16 protein-coding genes are annotated in these 18,905 nt (G+C 41.2%); 3 read left to right on the plus strand and 13 right to left on the minus strand.

Translation table 11 applies throughout. The annotated features are described in order from the left end of the window. Positions 1-98 precede the first annotated feature (98 nt). From gspM to FHK89_RS11175, 7 genes are all read right to left on the minus strand, one after another. Entirely contained in the window at positions 99-674 is a 576-nt protein-coding gene (gene gspM / locus FHK89_RS11145; RefSeq protein WP_230660275.1) for a type II secretion system protein GspM, read from the minus strand. 81 nt (positions 675-755) lie between these two features. After that, on the minus strand, positions 756-2,093 hold the full coding sequence (locus tag FHK89_RS11150; RefSeq protein ID WP_230660278.1) for a type II secretion system protein GspL: 1,338 nt from the start codon (positions 2,091-2,093) through the stop codon (positions 756-758). Positions 2,094-2,226: 133 nt separating this feature from the next. Continuing rightward, positions 2,227-2,682, minus strand: coding sequence for a phosphohistidine phosphatase SixA (sixA, locus tag FHK89_RS11155; RefSeq protein WP_230660281.1), 456 nt, complete (start codon positions 2,680-2,682; stop codon positions 2,227-2,229). A 94-nt stretch (positions 2,683-2,776) separates the two neighbouring features. After that, positions 2,777-4,150: an NAD(P)H-dependent glycerol-3-phosphate dehydrogenase gene (locus FHK89_RS11160; RefSeq protein WP_230660285.1), complete on the minus strand. Its 1,374-nt coding sequence runs from the start codon at positions 4,148-4,150 to the stop codon at positions 2,777-2,779. Between the two features lie 201 nt (positions 4,151-4,351). Beyond that, entirely contained in the window at positions 4,352-4,999 is a 648-nt protein-coding gene (locus FHK89_RS11165) for a nitroreductase family protein (protein WP_230660289.1), read from the minus strand. 90 nt (positions 5,000-5,089) lie between these two features. Further along, on the minus strand, positions 5,090-6,190 hold the full coding sequence (gene zapE / locus FHK89_RS11170; protein ID WP_230660291.1) for a cell division protein ZapE: 1,101 nt from the start codon (positions 6,188-6,190) through the stop codon (positions 5,090-5,092). Between the two features lie 133 nt (positions 6,191-6,323). Further along, positions 6,324-6,995 carry an alpha/beta hydrolase gene (locus FHK89_RS11175; RefSeq protein ID WP_230660293.1) on the minus strand — a complete coding sequence of 224 codons (672 nt, stop codon included), beginning with the start codon at positions 6,993-6,995 and terminating at the stop codon, positions 6,324-6,326. A gap of 366 nt (positions 6,996-7,361) precedes the next feature. Between FHK89_RS11175 and FHK89_RS11180 the strand changes: the two genes are divergently transcribed. From FHK89_RS11180 to xseB, 3 genes are all read left to right on the plus strand, one after another. Then, the gene (locus FHK89_RS11180) at positions 7,362-7,736 is read left to right on the plus strand and encodes a hypothetical protein (protein ID WP_230660296.1); all 375 of its coding nucleotides are present in this window, start codon (positions 7,362-7,364) and stop codon (positions 7,734-7,736) included. Between the two features lie 65 nt (positions 7,737-7,801). Beyond that, entirely contained in the window at positions 7,802-9,307 is a 1,506-nt protein-coding gene (xseA, locus tag FHK89_RS11185) for an exodeoxyribonuclease VII large subunit (RefSeq protein WP_230660300.1), read from the plus strand. Between the two features lie 102 nt (positions 9,308-9,409). After that, positions 9,410-9,658 (plus strand): exodeoxyribonuclease VII small subunit, encoded by a 249-nt coding sequence (xseB, locus tag FHK89_RS11190; protein ID WP_230660303.1) that lies wholly within the window; start codon positions 9,410-9,412, stop codon positions 9,656-9,658. Positions 9,659-9,766: 108 nt separating this feature from the next. Here the strand turns inward: xseB and FHK89_RS11195 are convergent, their stop codons facing one another. The 6 genes from FHK89_RS11195 to FHK89_RS11220 all read right to left on the minus strand — a co-directional run bounded on the left by FHK89_RS11195 (position 9,767) and on the right by FHK89_RS11220 (position 18,857). Next, positions 9,767-11,380 (minus strand): inorganic phosphate transporter, encoded by a 1,614-nt coding sequence (locus FHK89_RS11195; RefSeq protein ID WP_230660306.1) that lies wholly within the window; start codon positions 11,378-11,380, stop codon positions 9,767-9,769. A 473-nt stretch (positions 11,381-11,853) separates the two neighbouring features. After that, positions 11,854-13,599, minus strand: a complete 1,746-nt coding sequence (gene msrAB, locus FHK89_RS11200) for a bifunctional peptide-methionine (S)-S-oxide reductase MsrA/peptide-methionine (R)-S-oxide reductase MsrB (protein ID WP_442966589.1) — start codon at positions 13,597-13,599, stop codon at positions 11,854-11,856. Between the two features lie 330 nt (positions 13,600-13,929). After that, positions 13,930-14,769 (minus strand): ATP-binding cassette domain-containing protein, encoded by an 840-nt coding sequence (locus FHK89_RS11205; RefSeq protein ID WP_230660309.1) that lies wholly within the window; start codon positions 14,767-14,769, stop codon positions 13,930-13,932. A 66-nt stretch (positions 14,770-14,835) separates the two neighbouring features. Next, on the minus strand, positions 14,836-16,764 hold the full coding sequence (locus FHK89_RS11210; protein WP_230660374.1) for a glycine betaine ABC transporter substrate-binding protein: 1,929 nt from the start codon (positions 16,762-16,764) through the stop codon (positions 14,836-14,838). Between the two features lie 181 nt (positions 16,765-16,945). After that, positions 16,946-17,308 (minus strand): hypothetical protein, encoded by a 363-nt coding sequence (locus tag FHK89_RS11215; protein ID WP_230660312.1) that lies wholly within the window; start codon positions 17,306-17,308, stop codon positions 16,946-16,948. A 136-nt stretch (positions 17,309-17,444) separates the two neighbouring features. Continuing rightward, entirely contained in the window at positions 17,445-18,857 is a 1,413-nt protein-coding gene (locus tag FHK89_RS11220; protein WP_230660315.1) for a coniferyl aldehyde dehydrogenase, read from the minus strand. Positions 18,858-18,905: the final 48 nt, after the last annotated feature.

Below are 18,905 nucleotides of genomic sequence, written 5' to 3' on the forward strand. Positions count from 1 at the left end.
GTATGGGAGGGGTCATATATGATTTTATAAAATAAAGTTGAGAGTGGGGTATACTAATATCATTAGTATACAAACAAATGCAAGATAAAAAATATAAATTAACGACTAGCGGTTACTTGTACTTGAATCATTCTATCAGCAGGATTTTGCTGTATATTTAAACGTGACAGTGTCAAACCTTGCTGCACCAATGCATCTAGCGCATTACTGACCACCGCTTGATTATCGTGGGTAAAACTTAACTGCACACCTTCTCCAACTGCCAGTACTTGTGCATTGGCAATGCCTGATTGTCCCAGTAGTTGATTGACGGTAACATCTAAGCTTTGATTTGCTTCTTCTGCATTCACATTGCTATTAATATTGGCAGCTTGTCCACGCAACCAAAAATAATCACTCACCGCATCTTGGTAAGCTTGTTGCTGATCTTTGGCTGCACGGTTAATCTCATAACCCCCATAGCCACCAAGCAATGCCAATAAAAATAATCCCAATAAAATCAATGCCCACTGATCACGAGTAGACAATGCTTGCCAGCGTTGCTGCACCGGCGCAAGACTTTTTTGCCATTTTGCACCCAATCCAGTAGACCTACCTGCTTTGGAAATAGTAGCTGAGGCAGAGCCAGTCGAAAACTTTTTCTTACGCAATGCAGGCATTGACAGTTTTTTCATAAAAAGACCACGTAAAGGAAATTAAAAAACCATAACCAGCGTTATTAATATGGTATGTAACAATCTAACTTAGGAGTCATATTAAGAGTTATTAGTAGTTAAATCTTCACTACCAGTAGATGAGGATAGCGGTAGCGTCAGCTCTCCCACTAAACCACCATTCGTCTGTGGTACGACACTACCAAGATTTGCATGAATGCCTTGTTGTGTCAAGCCACTGACCAGTTGGTCTAAGCCTTCACGCTGCTCACTAAATACGCTCAAATGAATGGCAGTATCATCCCAAGTTAAAGACTGTGCCACCAAATCAGATTGCTGCAATAATGGAGCCACTCGGCTCAATACCCCTAGCTGAGACGTATCTGTCGATTGCGCTGGTATCAGCTTAGGCTTCACTTGTGCCATCAAGGTGGTACGCTCGTTTAACCCTTCATCACCAAACCAATAGGCATATTGCTCCGCTGTGGCAAGTTTAGTGATAGTTTCAGCTTGCTGATATTGATACCACTGCAACGCATCAGCACTGATCTGTAATGCCCATGCGACTAATGCCACCATTAGGGTTGTTTTAAGATAAGGCGACAGTTTACTCTCACTACTTTTTGGCACCATATTTAGTGGGTGACGTTCAGGATAAGTAATGGGTAATAATGCCTCAGTAGAGACATTAATCAATGCCCCTGTATGTTGCAAAATAGAGACAATATCATCGTTGCTAGTGGTTATTTCAACTGCTGGGGCAGCTGCCTGATGCACGGGCTCACTTAATGAGTTGAATGAGTCAGCATCACCTGTATGCAGGGAAGTATAATTGATATCACTTAAATCTTGAAAATGCGGTAAACACTGCGTTGTGGTCAACAGTTTAATCTCATCTAAAGAGGCAATACCATCAAGCTGTGCTGCCAACGATGGCATATAGCTTACGCCCATGCCCGCTGCTTCTGAGGTACGCATAAGTGTCGTATCTTCATCATAATAGATGACTACCTGACTACCCAAGCGTGCCTCAGGTACTGGCAATAAAACAAAATCTGGCAAAATAACTTGTACCACAAAATCTGCCAAACCAGCACTTTGCTGCCATTGCTCTATTTGTGCACCTGCCAGCGCATACAAATAATGCTGATCGGCCAAGCTCAACGACTTAACTTGCAGTTGTTCGACAGGGGTCAAAGACACATCTTCAAATAAATACTGCTGCCCTGCACTACCAAGCTGCTTAAGCTGTGCGCTACTTAATTCAGATGCTATGCTCAATACAGCCTGTGTCGGTACATACAGACACAAATTTTTATCACTACTTTGAGCACGCATTGCTTGCCAGTCACTCAGCCACTGCCAAGTTTTTTGCTGTGCATCCCAAAGCCGTAGCATATTATCTTGCTGCGGTTGCCTGCTTAGCCAAACGTGTTGCACCAAATCAATCCTTAAAATAAATACTGTTTATTTGTTATAAATTTATCTTGTCATTTATAATGCTGTACTCTACATTAATTTCACTGATTATTAAACTGCTTGTCACCTTACGCTTTTTACCAGTTTCAGGCTATTAAGGCTGCTTTGGTACAAAACGGTCAATCTCATCACCCATATCAGCGGCAATGAATGGCATATCAAATACCCGCGCTTCAGCCAGCGCATAAGACTCAGGCGTACTGCCTGTCACTAATGCGGCAAGTTTTGCGACTATTGGCATGTGACACACCACCAAAACACACTCACCTTGCACATCTGCTAAGTTATTTAGCGCACTCATGGCATCATCTGCTGGCGTAATATCAGCATGAACACTCACTTCTATATCAGGTGCAAGCTGCGTAAACGCTGTCAATGTCTGTTGCGCCCTATCATAAGGACTGACCACAAACATACTTGGCTGATATTTATCCATGATATATTGTGCCGTTTGCTCGGCTTGCTGGTATCCAAACTCGGTTAATTGACGGGTATTATCAGAGGCTTGATAAGCTTCTGCTTGTCCATGACGCATTAATATTAGTTTCATTATCGTTGTTATCCATTTTTTTAAACTTCGTTTTTTAACATCTACATTTTTGCTTTAAGCTCTTAGTTTTAAGCTCTTATTAGCTGCTAATTAACTATATTGGTTTGTCACTTGACGCAGCTTGTATCTGAGCATTCAGCTCGGCATTGGTATGTTCATGTGGCATCACAAACTCCACATCACTACGAAAGCCTGTTTCCATTAAATTTAGCGCAACACCAAGTGCCACTTGATCCTCAAATATCACCGCATGTAGGGCATGGGTAATGGGCATATAGATGCCCTCCTTACTCGCTTTTTCATGCACTTGCTGAATGGTATTCACCCCTTCTGCCGTCTGCCCCAACTTTTTAATGGCTGCTTCTAATGACATACCTTTACCGAGCATATTACCAATACGATAATTACGGCTAAGCTCTGAGCTACAAGTGGCATACAAATCCCCCACACCTGCTAAGCCCAAAAATGTCAAAGGATTCGCCCCTTCAGCCGTGCCAAAACGACTCATCTCTGCCAGTGCACGAGTTAATAACATGGCTTTGGTATTTTCACCCACATCATAAGCGGCTGCCATACCCATGGCAATGGCATAAATATTTTTTAATGCCCCACCAAGCTCGACACCACGCACATCATCACTGGCAAACACACGAAAAAATGCACTGTGCAGTGCAGCTTGTACTGCATGCCGTAGCGGCTCTGATTCACTGGCAATCACCGATGCTGAAGGCATATTTTTCATGATTTCTTTGGCCAGATTGGGGCCTGACAGCACTCCAAAATTCACCTCGGGTAGCTCTTCGGTGATGATATCACTCATCATGGCAAAAGTATCTTTCTCCATACCTTTGGTTAATGAAATCACGCTATGACCTGTAATGAGAGGAGCAATTTGTTGCAATATGTCTCTAAAGGCAGAACTAGGGACTGCCACAAAGATTAAATCCTTATCACGGATTGCGGCGGTTAAATCATGGGTAAATTTTAAGCGCTCATCTAATGGGTGATCGGGCAAATACTTTTTATTAACACGGGTTTTTTGTAATGACTTCACAGTACGTTTATTACGTACCCAAAGCGTCGAATCGCAACCATTTTTGGCTGCCAAATTTGCCATGGCAGTGCCAAAGCTACCGCCACCCAAAAACACCAAACGCAGTGGTGTTTGATTTGCAGACGTTTGTGCTGATGCGCCATTTATAGAGGTTTTATCAGATTTATCACGGTTTTTATTCAAAATTGACGCTTTTTCCATAATACTGGAGAATAAACTGCTGGATTGGTCTTTATCCTTTGCACTTTTAATATCTTGGTTATCATCTACTTTATTTTTATTATCACTGTTAGTATTAGTTTTTGTGCCTTTCTTATCCGTCTTTACGGCTGCGCTACTGTCGTTTTTAGCAGAATCACTATCAGCACTGGCTTCACCATTTGGTTTACGCAGGGAAGGTTTTGGCAGTTTCATGCGCTGTATCCTATATGATCTATATTCATTATTATCTATGATGAGTAAGGCAGCCAAAACATCAGCAATCACTACCCTAGTTGATTTGGTTAACTGGTTGGCTTGGTTAACTAATTAACTAAGCAAAGCACCTTTTTAAACTTAAACAATGACTTTAAATAATCACTACAAAACGTCTGATTTAATATATATCTTAAGCTGTTATTCTTCAAAACGCAGCACAGACTCAACCTCTAACGGGTCACGCTGAGGAAAATCACAACTGCTGCTGCCAGTATAAACAAAAGCGGTGACATAATCATCTGCACCCACACCAAAATAAGCCTTTACTATGGGTTCATTTGCCAATAAGCCTGTACGCCATACGGTGCTAAATCCTTGTGCTTTTAGAGCCAATATTAAATTTTGTACCGCAGCACCAGCACTGAGTAATTGCTCAAATTCTGGTACTTTTTCATGCTGCTGCATCTTTGTTACCACAGTAATAATAACCGGTGCACGCAAAGGCATATTATAGGTTTTTTGACGCTCTTTATCACTGAGTATCTCACCTGCTTCTAACGCCTTGTCTTCTGCGGCGGCTAATAGCGCTTTACCAAGCTGATGACGGGCATTACCTTGAGTCACAATAAAACGCCACGGCTGCAATTTTTTGTGATCAGGCGCAGTCATGGCACAAGTGACTGCCTGCTTAATTTGCGCCTGTGTTGGTGCAGGAATATTTAAGTTACCAATGCTGCGTCGAGATTTTATCCAGTTAATAATCTGTTCATCACTCACGTTTGCATTTTGTTGTAACGTTTCCTCATCGCTAGATGTTGTTGTAGCTGCGGTCGATTCTGCTTGCATGCTTACCTCTTATTGTATTTTATTATGTATCAGTTGTATTACTATTGATATTAAATTATTAATATCAATAGTAATCTCAAACAACTCTTATCAATTGCCCTCATCAAGACGATGCTCAAGGGTCAAATAATCCTCAGACTGCATCTCAAGTAAGCGAGAACGGGTACGCTCAATCTCAAATGCTAATTTCTCACCTTGATACAAATCTATAATGCTTTGCTCTGCTCGAACCAACAGTTTGACACGGCGATCATAAAATTCATCAACTAAATAAATAAAGCGTCTGGTCGGATCACGGATATCATCATTTAAAAACGGTACATTATCCACCAAAACGGTGCTAAAACGATTGGCAATTTCGATAAAGTCTGAAGCAGAACGTGGCTCCATACATAACTGACGGAACTCACAATATAAAATGGTTTCAGTACGCGCATTGATGGCAATATTGCGCCCATTGACTTCTATCGGCTCTTTATAAACGCTTTGACCATTGGCAAGCTCTGTAAAGCGGTTTGCCAACCAATGATGATTTTCTTTGGTTAATGGTGATTTATACAGCTCTGCTTGCTGTAATACCCGCAAGCGGTAATCAATACCAGCATCAATATTCATCACTTGAGTATGCGCTTTGACTTCTTTGATGGCTGGCAAAAATCTGTCTCGATGCAAACCATCTTTGTATAACCCATCAGGTGCAATGTTAGAGGTCGCCACCAAAGTAATACCACGCTCAAATAGCATGGTGAATAAATCACCCAAAATCATCGCATCTGAGACATTGGAGACAAAAAACTCATCAAAACAAATCACAATCGCTTCTTCATGAATGATATCAGCGACTTTTTGCAGTGGATCTGACTGACCTTGTAGCCCATTTAACTCATGATGCACCCGTTTCATAAAGTGGTGAAAGTGCATACGCATCTTGCGAGAGATACTCAAAGAATCATAGAACATATCCATCATCCATGTCTTCCCACGCCCCACACCGCCCCACATATAAAGCCCTTTAGGCGGCTTTGGGTCAGACTTTAAAAAGCTAAAAAAGCCCTTTTTTTCTTGCGCATTATTTTGTAGTTGTTGATAAATCTGATCCAAATAGCTCATCGCTTGATATTGCTGCTCATCACGAGTGAACTCGTCAGAGTTAATGGCTTGCTCATAGCGTTGTAAAGGGGATAAATTCATGCCTATATCTCAATGTCTCAAAGTAAATGTCTCAAAGTGAATGATATCAATAAAAGTGATCGTAATTAAAAGTATATCAATAAAAAATACCTATCAAAGTATAAAAGCTGCGTCTATAACCGTGCTATTTTGACTATTTTTTGATTTTGGGTAAGGCATATTCAGTCAATAATTGCTTTAGCTCACCCAGCTGTCCATGAAAAAAGTGCCCTGCGCCTGATACAACCTGATAGTCAATCTGCATGCGCTTGGCAAAGCTTAACATACTATCTGGATTAATGACGTCATCAGCGTCACCAAATATTTGCAATGTTTTTTGTGTCGGCAAACTTAAATCACTGATATCATTACGCTCAACAGAGGGGGCAATCAACACTACCTTAGCAATTTCAACGGCTTCAAGTCCCCAGACATGCGCTGACAACAGCAGTTGCTCAGCCACTCGCGCTGTGACATAACCACCAAATGAAAAACCACCCAACCAAACTTTTCGGGCTGTGGTTTGTGTCATTACCCATTGCAAAACTGCCATGGCATCATCGACCTCACCCACACCATAGTCATGCTCACCTGTTGATTTTCCCACACCACGAAAATTAAAACGTACCACGTGCATGCCATTATCACGAGCAAAACGGTACATGGTGGTCACCACTTTATTGCTCATTGTTCCCTGAAACAAAGGGTTGGGGTGACACAATAAAGCCACTATCGACGTATTGGCGTCATTTGCATCACCATTTTGCCATAAAGTATCTACTTCAAGCTCGCCTGCGGGGGCGGCTATACAAAACGTTTTACTCATAAGGTTATTACACTCATTTCTTGTGGTTCTTGGGGTGACTTAACTTGTGGTTACTTGTATTTACTTTTGTTTGGGTCTGATTGTTTCTGTTATTGTTAATAATGCTAATATTGCTAATTTAACACCGATGGCTAATTATCCTAGCTATACGCCAGATTGCAAGTGATTTGTCTTGTGTTTATGTGTAAATTCTATACAAGTGTGCAATAAAAAACCAAGTATCATAAGCATCATAAAGTCAAGTTTACAAAACAAGTTACATAAGTGAAATATTACACACAATAAAAAGATAGACGTTAGCTGTAACCATCCTATAATGAATGCGTATGTATTATTTATTTTAATCTTTATCTTTGAGGACATTTTATGCTAACCCATTCAAACAAACTATTAACTATAACTGCCACAGCTTTGGTTACCATGCTCGGTTTGAGTGCATGTCAAAGTACACCAACCTCTCCTGTGATGCAGCGTGCCAATGCTACCTTTGATACCACAGGTATTGGCAAAACCAAAGTACAGGCACAACAAAATGCCTTAAATAGCGCAAAAAAAACTTGTGGTATGCGCCAACCAATCATACTAACCAATAATGTTGTCTATAACGGAGTTTTGGACGAGCGTACTGGGCGCATGATTGATCAAGTCGGTACAGTCGTCGGTGCCGTATTGGGGGCAAAATCACCAGATTTATCTCGTGATGACGACTATGAGTATAATATTAGTTTTCGTTGCCAGTAATATTAAAATATTAAATAGTATTAAATCTTAAAAACCCTCATCCAAGGACAACAGAGCAATAAATCATGGCAAAACCTAATCTTTCTGCGCTTGATACACTCAGTGATCCTTTTGATGAGACAATTGACCTGCCCTGTGAGCAAGATGACCTCGAAGGTGTGGTTTTACGCCTTAGCGACTATCTTAGTGCCACCGAACTGGTGATTAAACAGACATTTTCGCATCATGTCTGGGTAAAAGCTGAAATTCGTAATTTATCAACTAAGGGTGGACATTATTATTTTGAATTGGCAGAAAAGGATGACGCTGGCAAAATCATCGCCAGTTGCCGTGGCACATTATGGCGTTATAAGGCATCCCCTCTACTGGCAAAATTTAAACGCAGTACGGGTATGGATCTTAGCCGAGACTTAACGGTATTAATTCAGGTCAATGCCAATTTTCATCCACAGTATGGCTTTTCTTTAAATGTTCATGACATCGATCCTAACTATACTTTAGGGGATTTGGCACGCCAATATGCTGCCATGTTAGAGCGACTAGCAGGTGAGGGCTTACTTGAGCAAAATAAAAAGCACCCTGCCCCATTTGATATTGAGCATGTGTTAGTCATTGCTCCAGAAAAAGCAGCAGGATTGGGTGATTTTCAAGCAGATGCCAATCGTCTGGCAGCCACGGAAGCGTGTCATTTTGATTATTATCATGCCACCTTTCAAGGTAATCATGCCCCTGCCGAGATTCGCCAAGCCATCACCACTGGCATGATACAATTTAAAAAAACTCACAATAAGCTACCAGATTTGATGGTGATTATTCGCGGTGGTGGGGCAGTTGGTGATTTGGCTTATCTTAATGATTATGAACTGGCTGCATTAGTCGCTGAACAGCCCATTCCTGTGTGGGTAGGGATTGGGCACGAGCGTGATCGGGTCATCTTAGATGAAGTGGCACACACCAGCTTTGACACCCCATCAAAAGTCATTGCCGCCATCAGCAGCCATTTATTATCACTGATGCAGCGTACCCAAACTTATTGTGATCAGATTAAACAGATGAGCATCATGCAGCTATCACATAGCCTGCAAGCCTGTGATCAAGCATTTTACAACATCAAATCACAAAGCAGTCATTGCTTACGACTGTGGCAAAAAGATTGTGACAGCAGCATGCAAAGCATTACCCAACAAGCACAGTTTCAAATCAAACAGGCACAACAACAAACCACTGCACTGAGCCTGCAACTACAAAAAAATGCACAACACGAGCTTGTTTTAGCAAGACAACACACTCAACACAGCTACGCCCAAATTAAATATCACAGCCAGCAGCTCATTAACCATACAAAAAAAGAGCTTGCCCACTACCAGCAGAGGATACTCATTCAACACCCTGCTCGATTGTTGCAACAAGGCTATGCCATCATCAAAGACACACAAACGCAAAATATCATTAGTAATGCCAAGCAACTAAATACAGCGCAAAGCATTACCATTAATATGCAAGATGGACAGGTCATGGCAACGGTTGACTGCGTACAACTTAAAGCTAATACCGACACGCCTGATATATAAAAGTTTAAGGGCTTAAACTGTTTGAGTACTTAAACTATTGAGCAAACCATTTTATTTATAAAAATTTATTGACAAAAAATGATTAATAAACGAGGACAACGTATGGCAACCCGTAAAAAAGCATCTCCAAAAACATTTAAAGCCGCTTATGAAATTTTAAAAACCAATGCCAACACCTTGCAAAACCAAACTGAACCTGATATTGATAATTTGATGACCACGGTCGAGCAGTCGATTGATGCTTATAAAGTTTGTCAGGCACGTATTGAAGCCATACAACAAGCATTGAATGCGGCATTTTCTGAGGATAATTTAGCTACAGAAAGGGATGACTTAGAAGATAAAGAATAAATGAATAATTAAAACAAGCTCAGAAACAAACCTAGAAACAGACTAAAAAAAGGACTTCTTAATTAGAAGTCCTTTTTTTATCAAATTTTATCAAACCTTTCTTAATTCTTATAACAGCGCATTAAACAACACAAAGCTTAATGAGGCTATTATTGCTGCTGCTGGCAGGGTAATCACCCATGCCATAGCAATTGGCTTCATCAAATCCCAGTTGGCATTATGATTAACCAAACCAATCCCCAATACCGCACCAACCAAAATATGTGTACTGGAGACAGGTAAGCCCATAAAAGATGCCAACATCACTACTCCTGCCGCTGACAGCTCGGCAGAAAATCCTGATGCAGGGTGCATCTCAGCAAGGTTCTTACCCACTGTCTGAATGACTTCTTTCCCAATAAACCACAAGCCGACAATTAACGCCACACCAAAAGTAATCATTGCCATCAAAGGTACGGCTGCTTGCTCCTGCATAGACCCTGTACGTAGCACATCCATGATAGCAGCAAAAGGACCAATGGCATTGGCAATGTCATTAGAGCCATGACTAAACGCAAAGCCTGATGCGGTGAATACCTGCATCCAACTAAACATCACAAAGGTTGCTTTATCAAGACTTTGACCACTTTTTAAAGTTTTGGCATAGATAAAGGTTGCCATCCAAATAACAGCACCGACCATACCCATAATCAAAAAGTTGGTTAACGCTGACAAACCCAAATGCAGATTTTTTAGCCCTTTAAACAATAGCATGGCTGAGATAATCATCCCACCCAGAGCGGCAACCAATGGCACCCAAGTTTGTAGGGCTTTGAATGCCTGTAACTGATATTTTTCTTGCTCAATAGCAAATAGTTTTTTGTAATAGGGTGTCTCTAGCTCACTAATATCTACTGCATCTTCAGAATAAAGCTGTGCATCTCGTGCCAATGAGCCTGTATAAGAGAGTTTTTGAATATCACTTAAGCGTTCAAACGCTTTTTTGTCCTCTTCACGAGCAAGACGTTTTTCTTTATTCAGTTTAGTCAGCAGCTCTTGTGCAGAATCATTATAGCTTAAGATATATTTTTTGATTTGATAAAATAGCGCATAGGACACCACCCCACCAAGTACAGGTGACAATACCCAAGAGATGGCAATATTACCAATCTCTTTCCATTTAACCAGTGCCAAACCTGTCTCTGTGCCGCCAAGCATAAAGCCTAAAGTCACCGATGCACCAACGATACCACCGATGATAGAATGAGTCGTTGAAACTGGCCAACCCTTTTTGGTGGCAAACAATAACCATAATGCAGCAGACACCAATGATGACATCATAATAAATACAAACTGCATCGGCTCAATGGTTAAGGTACCCAAATCAACGATACCCTTACGAATAGTATCCGTCACTTCACCGCCTGCGATGATTGCGCCTGATACCTCAAAAATAGCTGCCACCCCAAGCGCTTGAGGAATGGTTAATGTACCTGCACCGACAGACGTACCAAATGAGTTGGCGACATCATTACCACCAATATTGAACGCCATAAATATGCCAAAAAGCGTCGCTAGGATAAAAATAAAAATGTGATTACTATTAGTGTAATCTATGCCCCACCACATAAAATAACAGGTCACTAAAATTAATAGTAACGCAAAAGACACATTCACTTTGGTAGACCCAACACTTTGTATTTGTTGGGAAGCACCACTACCATTTACTTGCCCTGACTGCATATCAGCACTCCACATTGGTATGATTTGGTAACTTAGCCTTACTAAGACTTCAGTCAATATCTGCTAAAATAATCCATCGTGATATTACCGACCACTAAAACTTCTGCCTATCTAATATGGTATGAAGATAAGACTGCAGAAGAAATTAACTGCTATATCTATATTAGGTAGGTAATAGTCAGATGGTATTATAAAATAATAAAAATTTTGCATATTAATATTGAAAAGCACTGGCAATCATAAGAAAAAATCATGACAAGTATATGAAAATACTAAAAATAAAAAATAGCCGTTAAATTTATATCCCTTAGTAATCCTAATAAAGAGCAGATAAAAGCTGCATGAAATACAAGCTGTGCTAAATTTGTAGACTACACACATAAAAAAATACCCACAAAAAAAGCAGTAATCACTCATTACTGCTTCTTCCGCAACACTCATTTCATTTTTCTATATTAAGAATTAAGATTAAGCTATTTTACTAAATCCACCAATGCACCATAACCCGATTTAGGCATAGCATCAACAGGTATAAACTGTAGCGCACCACCATTAATACAATAACGCAAACCACCTTTATCTCTCGGGCCATCAGGGAATACATGTCCAAGATGAGAGTCGGCAACTCGTGAACGTACTTCAGTACGCACCATATTAAAGGTAGTATCAGAGCTTTCCGTAACCACTTGCGGATCTATGGGCTTAGTAAAACTTGGCCAGCCACAACCCGAGTCATATTTATCTGTCGATAAAAATAACGGCTCACCACTGACCACATCCACATAAATACCCGGCGCAAACAGATGGTCATATTCATGACTAAATGCCCGCTCCGTTCCTGCCTTTTGGGTGATATCATACTGCGCTTTGGTCAGGGTGTTTTTAAGGGCATTTTTATCAAAATTAGCATAACGACTTGGCTCAAGAACTTGCTGTATCGTGGTTGCAGGTGCTAATTTTACTCGTGATTGTGTCGCAGCTTGAGAATTGGGTTTATCATCTGCTAAGCTAATATCAATATGACAATAACCATTGGGATTTTTTGCCAAATAGTCTTGATGATACTCTTCAGCCAAATAAAAATTATCTAAAGGCTGCTCCTCAACCACCACTGGCTGAGAAAATTTAGTTTGTAACTGCTGTAAAGCTGAATCAATAATTGGTTTATCTGCGGCATTGGTATAATAAATGCCCGTACGATACTGCTCACCTCTATCATTGCCTTGCTTATTGACACTGGTTGGATCGATCACTCTAAAGTAATAGCTCAGCAAGGTCGGCAGATCAATCTTATCAGCATCATAAGTCACTTTAACTGTCTCAGCATGCCCTGAGCCAGCAATCACTTGTTGGTAACTTGGGTTGGGCTTATTAGGATTACCATTGGCATAGCCCGATACCGCATCGACAACTCCGTCAACCCGCTCCATATACGCCTCTAACCCCCAAAAACACCCACCTGCTAAATAGATGGTCTGGGTATTAATCGGCTTGCCAGCAGCATTATAATAAACATCACCTTTTTGTTTTTGTGCTTGCACATTATTTTGTGTCGTTGCCTCAGGTGCTGCTTTGCTATTTTTAAGATCAGCAAAGTCATTACTGGCATTATTCGCTAATGCAAACGCTTGTTGTGAGGTCAAGTTACCTTTGATCAAGCGTACTAACTTACCTCTTTTATCCAAAATCGCCCAACTTGGATACACCTGCACGCCAAGCTGCTTAATAATCGCTCCCGATGCGTCAGTTAAAACGGGCAGTTTTGGGTAATCCGCCTGTACGCCTGCATACCACGTTGCAAACTCAGCCGCCTCTTTTTCATTAAGCTGCCCTGGACTTGCCACTGTTATGACATTTAAGCCAGCAAACTGCGGATTTGTACGCCACGCTTCAGTCTCTTCTAACGTACCTAAACACAGTGGACACCAACTTGCCCAAAACTTCACCAAAGTTGGTTTATTCGGGTCAATCACGGCTGCACCAGTCTCCCCTAAACCTTGGGTTAGCTGTGGCAACTGTTGTAACTGTCCGATAAGGTCTGAAGGCAACATATCACGGCTATCTGTAATACCTGTATTTTCTGCCTTATCAGTCTCTAAGCCATGATCTGTAGCATTACTCATCTGTCCACAAGCAGGCAGTAATAGCGCACTGAGTAACGCACTGGTACCCAAAATACCTATATTGCGACAAACACGCCATGCAACGGGCTTAGAAATTTTTTGTGGCACAAGTATTTGTTTATAAGATTGATGTTTAGACATAATTTTTCCTATCAAATTCTTATATCAGCCACTAGTCCCAATACACACTCTTATAATTTATTAACACACCATAAGCATTTGCTTTATCAGGAGTTCTGATATAAATCCATTTATAAAATCTGCTTCATTTGTATGCCATCTAGCATGTGTAGCATAGCTTCATCTTATATTACGCTAACTTACTCAGTAAGCTACCTATTTTTTTTAATACTGAAGTTTAATTTTTTGAATATACCTTATATTTAGTTGGCTGTGAGTATTTCATACCAATACGTATAAACAATATTAACCATTAACATGCATAAACTGAGCAACATAGTCATTAACAGGATTGTTGCGTAACTGCTCAGGTGTGCCTGTTTGTATTAATCTACCTTTATTTAAAATACTGATTCGCTGCCCCACTTTGATTGCTTCATCAATATCATGAGTAATAAATACGATGGTTTTATGTAGCTTTTCTTGTAGCTCAAGCAATTGATCTTGTAACTGATTACGTATCAGGGGATCAAGTGCCGAAAATGCTTCATCCATCAGCATAATCGGTGTATCTACTGCCAACGCTCTAGCCAATCCTACCCGTTGCTGCATACCACCTGATAACTCATCAGGATAACGCTGCCCTAACCCATCAAGCCCCACTTCATTAAGCCAATATCGTGCTATTTCATGACGCTTTGCTTTTTGTATGCCTTTCACCCGCAATCCATAAGCCACATTTTGAATGACTGTTAAATGCGGCACAAGACCAAAGTGCTGAAACACCATGCTCACATTATGCTGGCGAAACTTTTGTAATGGCTTGTCACTTAAAGTTAAAATATTGAGCGGCTCAGCACCCATCTGCACAGGATTATCTACCCATATCTCACCTGTAGATGGATCAATCAGCCGATTAATGTGACGTACTAGGGTGGACTTTCCTGAGCCAGACAAGCCCATAATACAATGCATCTCACCTGATTCTATGGTTAAGTTAATATCATACAATCCAACAGAGTATCCCGTTTGCTGACGAATATCGGTGCTATCCACATCATCAGCAAGCATTGCCAACACCTTTTTTGCTTGACTAGGACTGGCATCATAAATCTTACTGATATTAACTAAACGAATCTGACTCATAAAGACTCTCTTGTATTACTCAAAATAAAAACCCTATAAAATGCCTATAACAAACCACGCATCACCCTAGTGATTTTTTTGCATATTTTGCCTCGCTCTACGCCCCCGACCAAACGCCTGAGTAATACGGTCAATAATAATTGCCATAATCACAATGGCAGTACCCGCTTGCAGCCCTTGTCCGATATTTAAAGTTTGGATAGACTGCAATACATCTTCTCCCAACCCCGGCGCACCAATCATTGATGCCAATACCACCATCGCCAATGACATCATCACCGCCTGATTAATACCTGCCATAATGCTCGGCAATGCCTGCGGCAGCTTAATCCACACCAATATCTGCTTATGGGTACTACCAAACGAACGACCTGCTTCGATCATCTCATGTGGAACTTGGGTAATACCCAACATAGTCAAACGAATCAGTGGTGGCAGCGCATAAATAACAGTAGCAAATAAGGCAGGTACTTTACCAATACCAAAAAGCATCAATACAGGAATAAGATACACAAAGCTTGGCATGGTTTGCATCACATCAAGTACTGGAGTAATGACTTTGCGTAATAGGCGACTACTTGCCATAGCAATACCAATAGGAATACCAATCACCACAGTAACCAGCACCGAGACAATCAACAACGCCATGGTATCAATCAGCGCTGTCCACAACCCAAATGCACCTATCAAAAATAGCCCTGCCGCACATGCCAACGCAAACCAAACTTTGCGAGTACTAAACCAGCCTAACAAGGCAACCAAGGCAATGATTATCCAAGAAGGCATTAATTCTAATAAAGACTGAATCGGTAATAACAGATAAGACAGTGTCAGGTGGCTGATACTACGGAAAAAATCACCATAGTTTTGCACCACAGCGTTTAGGGTTTGGTTTAACGGTTTTTCAAATGACCACGCAGGAAACCAATCAAGAATCGCTGTTAATTGATTGGTTTTTGAGTTAGTCGCTACTTGATTGGTAACTGCTGAGCTAGCAACTGTGGTCTCAGTAGCTTTTGAGGTGTCTGCTAAAGAAATACCCAAACTACTGGATATATTCTGCGCCGCTTGTGGACTCACCCACTGCTGCCAAACTTTGGGGTTATTTTGTAAAAACAAACGTGCTTGATCTTTCCCACTGCGACTATTTTCGCTCATCTGCAAAATGGCACGATTGAGCATATCTGGGGTAAATTGCACCTTTGCAAAGGTTTGTACCAGTTCTGGATTTTGCTTAACAAACGGTGTGGACACTGCAATCGTTAACTGAGATACGGGAAAGCCTGAGACACAGTCTGATGTGCCGTCTGCCTCTAATAAATCTTGCCAACAGTCGGCATCATATTCGGGAAATTCAATGGGCGCAAACTCATACTTTGCCATCAATCCAGTGGGTTGCCAATAGTAAAATAACAAGGGTTTATGCTGCTCAAACGCTGAGGATATTTCAGCATCCAATGCTGCCCCTGTGCCTGTATGCACATTGTTAAACTGACTGTCTAATCCTGTGTTTTTAAGCAATCGAGTATTAAATACCTCACATGTCCAGCCAGTCGGACAGTTCACCAACCTTGCTCGGCTTGGATCTTCAGGATCAGTAAATAGCTTGGCAAACTTAGGCAAGTCTTGATAATGGCGCAACTGCGGATTGTCATCAAGCACATATTTAGGCACATACCAACCTTGAGTTGCTCCGCCTTGCAGTGTGTCCCCCACCATCTGTACTTGACCGGCAGCGATGGCATCATCCATAATCGGGGAGCGTCCCATCCACTGCTCACCAATCACCTGAATGTCATTTTGTGCCAATGCTGTCTCTAATGCAGGTCCTGCTCCCGGTACTTCTATAGCCTCACACCCATAGCCATCCTCTACGATGTGCTTGAGCACCCCTGAGATAAATTGCCCACTCTCCCATGTCAATGCCCCAAACTTAATGGGTGCATCACACTGAGCATAGGCAGGCAGGGTAAATACAGCCAGACACAGTAGCAGTATTTTTTCTATCAACGATTTTTTTACAAATGCCTTTTTTACATTAGTAACTAATGATTGCTGCACAGTTTATTCCATTCTTATTTGGTGGGTTTAAGCTATCCATATCATCTAGTGAAGTTTAGCCATTTAGTAGCAAAACCACACTTCACATTTCACACTTCACACTTATATCAAGTGGCTACTGATGAGCCTTGTGCTTTAAACTCTCAGGATGCAGCTCATGCTCAATAAAACTAGCAAGGGATCGTAATCCTTCTGGATCTGCCAGATATAAACGCTGCGTAGTTGGCTCACGATAAAAGCGTATCGGTTGCTCATCATCGTTATAAACCACAAAGTTTTTTAGCAAATGTTGCCAATGTTGTCTTTTTTCCTCTTCATCTTGGTCACGATCTAGCGTGGGTGCTAATATCACTGACAAATCATCTAACTGCTGTTGACCCATAAATCTCAATAACTCACGATGCTCTACCAAATGCTGACAAATCAACTTAATATCTGCCAATGTCTCATGACCTTCATCTAATTCAACAAAAAACATACCCACCTCTTAATAAAACAACACTAATAGGACTTACGCAAAAGTACGATTAATAAAGCCACTAATAATCTATGAAACTGCGTAAGTCCTAACTAATAAAAATAACTGGCTTATGATGATTTATGCCCAAACCATTTTACTTTATCAACAAACCCAAGCCCTTTTTAAACAGCTCACCATAAGGCGGTAGCAAAAAACTCATGGCATTAAAACGTGACTGCACAAAAACAGGCTTCATATGGCTCAAACGCTCAAACCCTGCCTGCCCATGATACGCTCCGATACCTGAGTGCCCTACACCACCAAATGGCAGCTCATGCTGTGCCACATGCAAGATGACCTCATTAACCGCCACCCCACCTGAGACAGTATGCTCACGCACATGTGCAATGTCCTCATCATCATCACCAAAGATATACAAAGCCAATGGACGTGGACGCTCATTAATAAATGTCACTGCTGACTGCACAGTATCACAATGTATCAGGGGCAAAATGGGGGCAAAAATCTCGTCTGTCATCACCTCACTATCAAGGTCAGGCTGAGTTAAAATCACCGGTGGAAACAAACGATTTTCTGGATTTGGATCGACATCGGTCAAAGGATACACAATACTGGCATCTTGTGCATCGACATAACCTTGTACTCGCTTAAACTGCTCATCATTAATGATATGGGTATAATCCTCATTATGACTAATATTTGGATAATGCTTTTGCACCCACTGCTTTGCCAAGGTAATAAACTGCTGATGATATTTTTTATTGAGCAACACATAATCAGGCGCAATACAGGTTTGTCCAGCATTAATGGTTTTGCCCATCATAATACGGCTTACCACAGACTCTAAATCACTATCATCTAATACCACCACTGGCGATTTGCCACCAAGCTCCAAAGTTACGGGGGTTAAATTTTCTGCTGCTGCTGCCATCACCTTTTTGCCCACCGAAGTTGAGCCTGTATAAAGCAGATGATCAAATGGCAAACTGCTAAATGCCTGTGCAATCTCCACCTCTCCGAGCACCACTGCTGCAACTTGCTCAGAAAAATACTCAGCGACTGCCTCAGCAAATAACTGGGCAAATTTGGGTGCAGATTCACTCATTTTTACCATCACACGATTACCCGCAGTAAAGGCATCTATCATCGGGCCTATCGCCAAATACAACGGATAATTCCACGGTACCATAATCCCAACTACCCCAAGCGGCTGCGGCTGTATCTCATTATGTGCCGGCAAATATATTGCTGAAATACTCACACGGCGCGTTTTCATCCATGACTTGCCATGCTTTTTGGCATGCGCAATGCCCTGAAAACTGGGAAAAACCTCGGCAAAATTGGTCTCATCAATACTACGATGACAAAAATCTTCACTCAATGCTTGGGCAAATTTTTGTTTGTACTCCTTGAGCATGTCCTCCAAATTTTGCAACAAAGCTTCTCTTTTATCCCAACTTAATATCGGCTGACTACGGCTAAGCTGCCGTAAATACTCAAACTGGGCTTGAAGTTGCGCTTGGTTGTTGATAATACTATGGGGCATGGTTGTATCCTTAATGTCGTATCCTTAATAAATATTATCTACTATAAT

Origin of the sequence: Psychrobacter sp. I-STPA10 (assembly GCF_021012795.1) — a bacterium.
Lineage (GTDB): Bacteria > Pseudomonadota > Gammaproteobacteria > Pseudomonadales > Moraxellaceae > Psychrobacter.

Coding starts and splice junctions, on each gene's coding strand:
- gspM (WP_230660275.1), bottom strand. CDS start 674: ATGAAAAAACTGTCAATGCCTGCATTGCGTAAGAAAAAGTTTTCGACT.
- sixA (WP_230660281.1), bottom strand. CDS start 2,682: ATGAAACTAATATTAATGCGTCATGGACAAGCAGAAGCTTATCAAGCC.
- FHK89_RS11160 (WP_230660285.1), bottom strand. CDS start 4,150: ATGAAACTGCCAAAACCTTCCCTGCGTAAACCAAATGGTGAAGCCAGT.
- FHK89_RS11165 (WP_230660289.1), bottom strand. CDS start 4,999: ATGCAAGCAGAATCGACCGCAGCTACAACAACATCTAGCGATGAGGAA.
- zapE (WP_230660291.1), bottom strand. CDS start 6,190: ATGAATTTATCCCCTTTACAACGCTATGAGCAAGCCATTAACTCTGAC.
- FHK89_RS11175 (WP_230660293.1), bottom strand. CDS start 6,995: ATGAGTAAAACGTTTTGTATAGCCGCCCCCGCAGGCGAGCTTGAAGTA.
- FHK89_RS11180 (WP_230660296.1), top strand. CDS start 7,362: ATGCTAACCCATTCAAACAAACTATTAACTATAACTGCCACAGCTTTG.
- xseA (WP_230660300.1), top strand. CDS start 7,802: ATGGCAAAACCTAATCTTTCTGCGCTTGATACACTCAGTGATCCTTTT.
- xseB (WP_230660303.1), top strand. CDS start 9,410: ATGGCAACCCGTAAAAAAGCATCTCCAAAAACATTTAAAGCCGCTTAT.
- FHK89_RS11195 (WP_230660306.1), bottom strand. CDS start 11,380: ATGCAGTCAGGGCAAGTAAATGGTAGTGGTGCTTCCCAACAAATACAA.
- FHK89_RS11205 (WP_230660309.1), bottom strand. CDS start 14,769: ATGAGTCAGATTCGTTTAGTTAATATCAGTAAGATTTATGATGCCAGT.
- FHK89_RS11215 (WP_230660312.1), bottom strand. CDS start 17,308: ATGTTTTTTGTTGAATTAGATGAAGGTCATGAGACATTGGCAGATATT.
- FHK89_RS11220 (WP_230660315.1), bottom strand. CDS start 18,857: ATGCCCCATAGTATTATCAACAACCAAGCGCAACTTCAAGCCCAGTTT.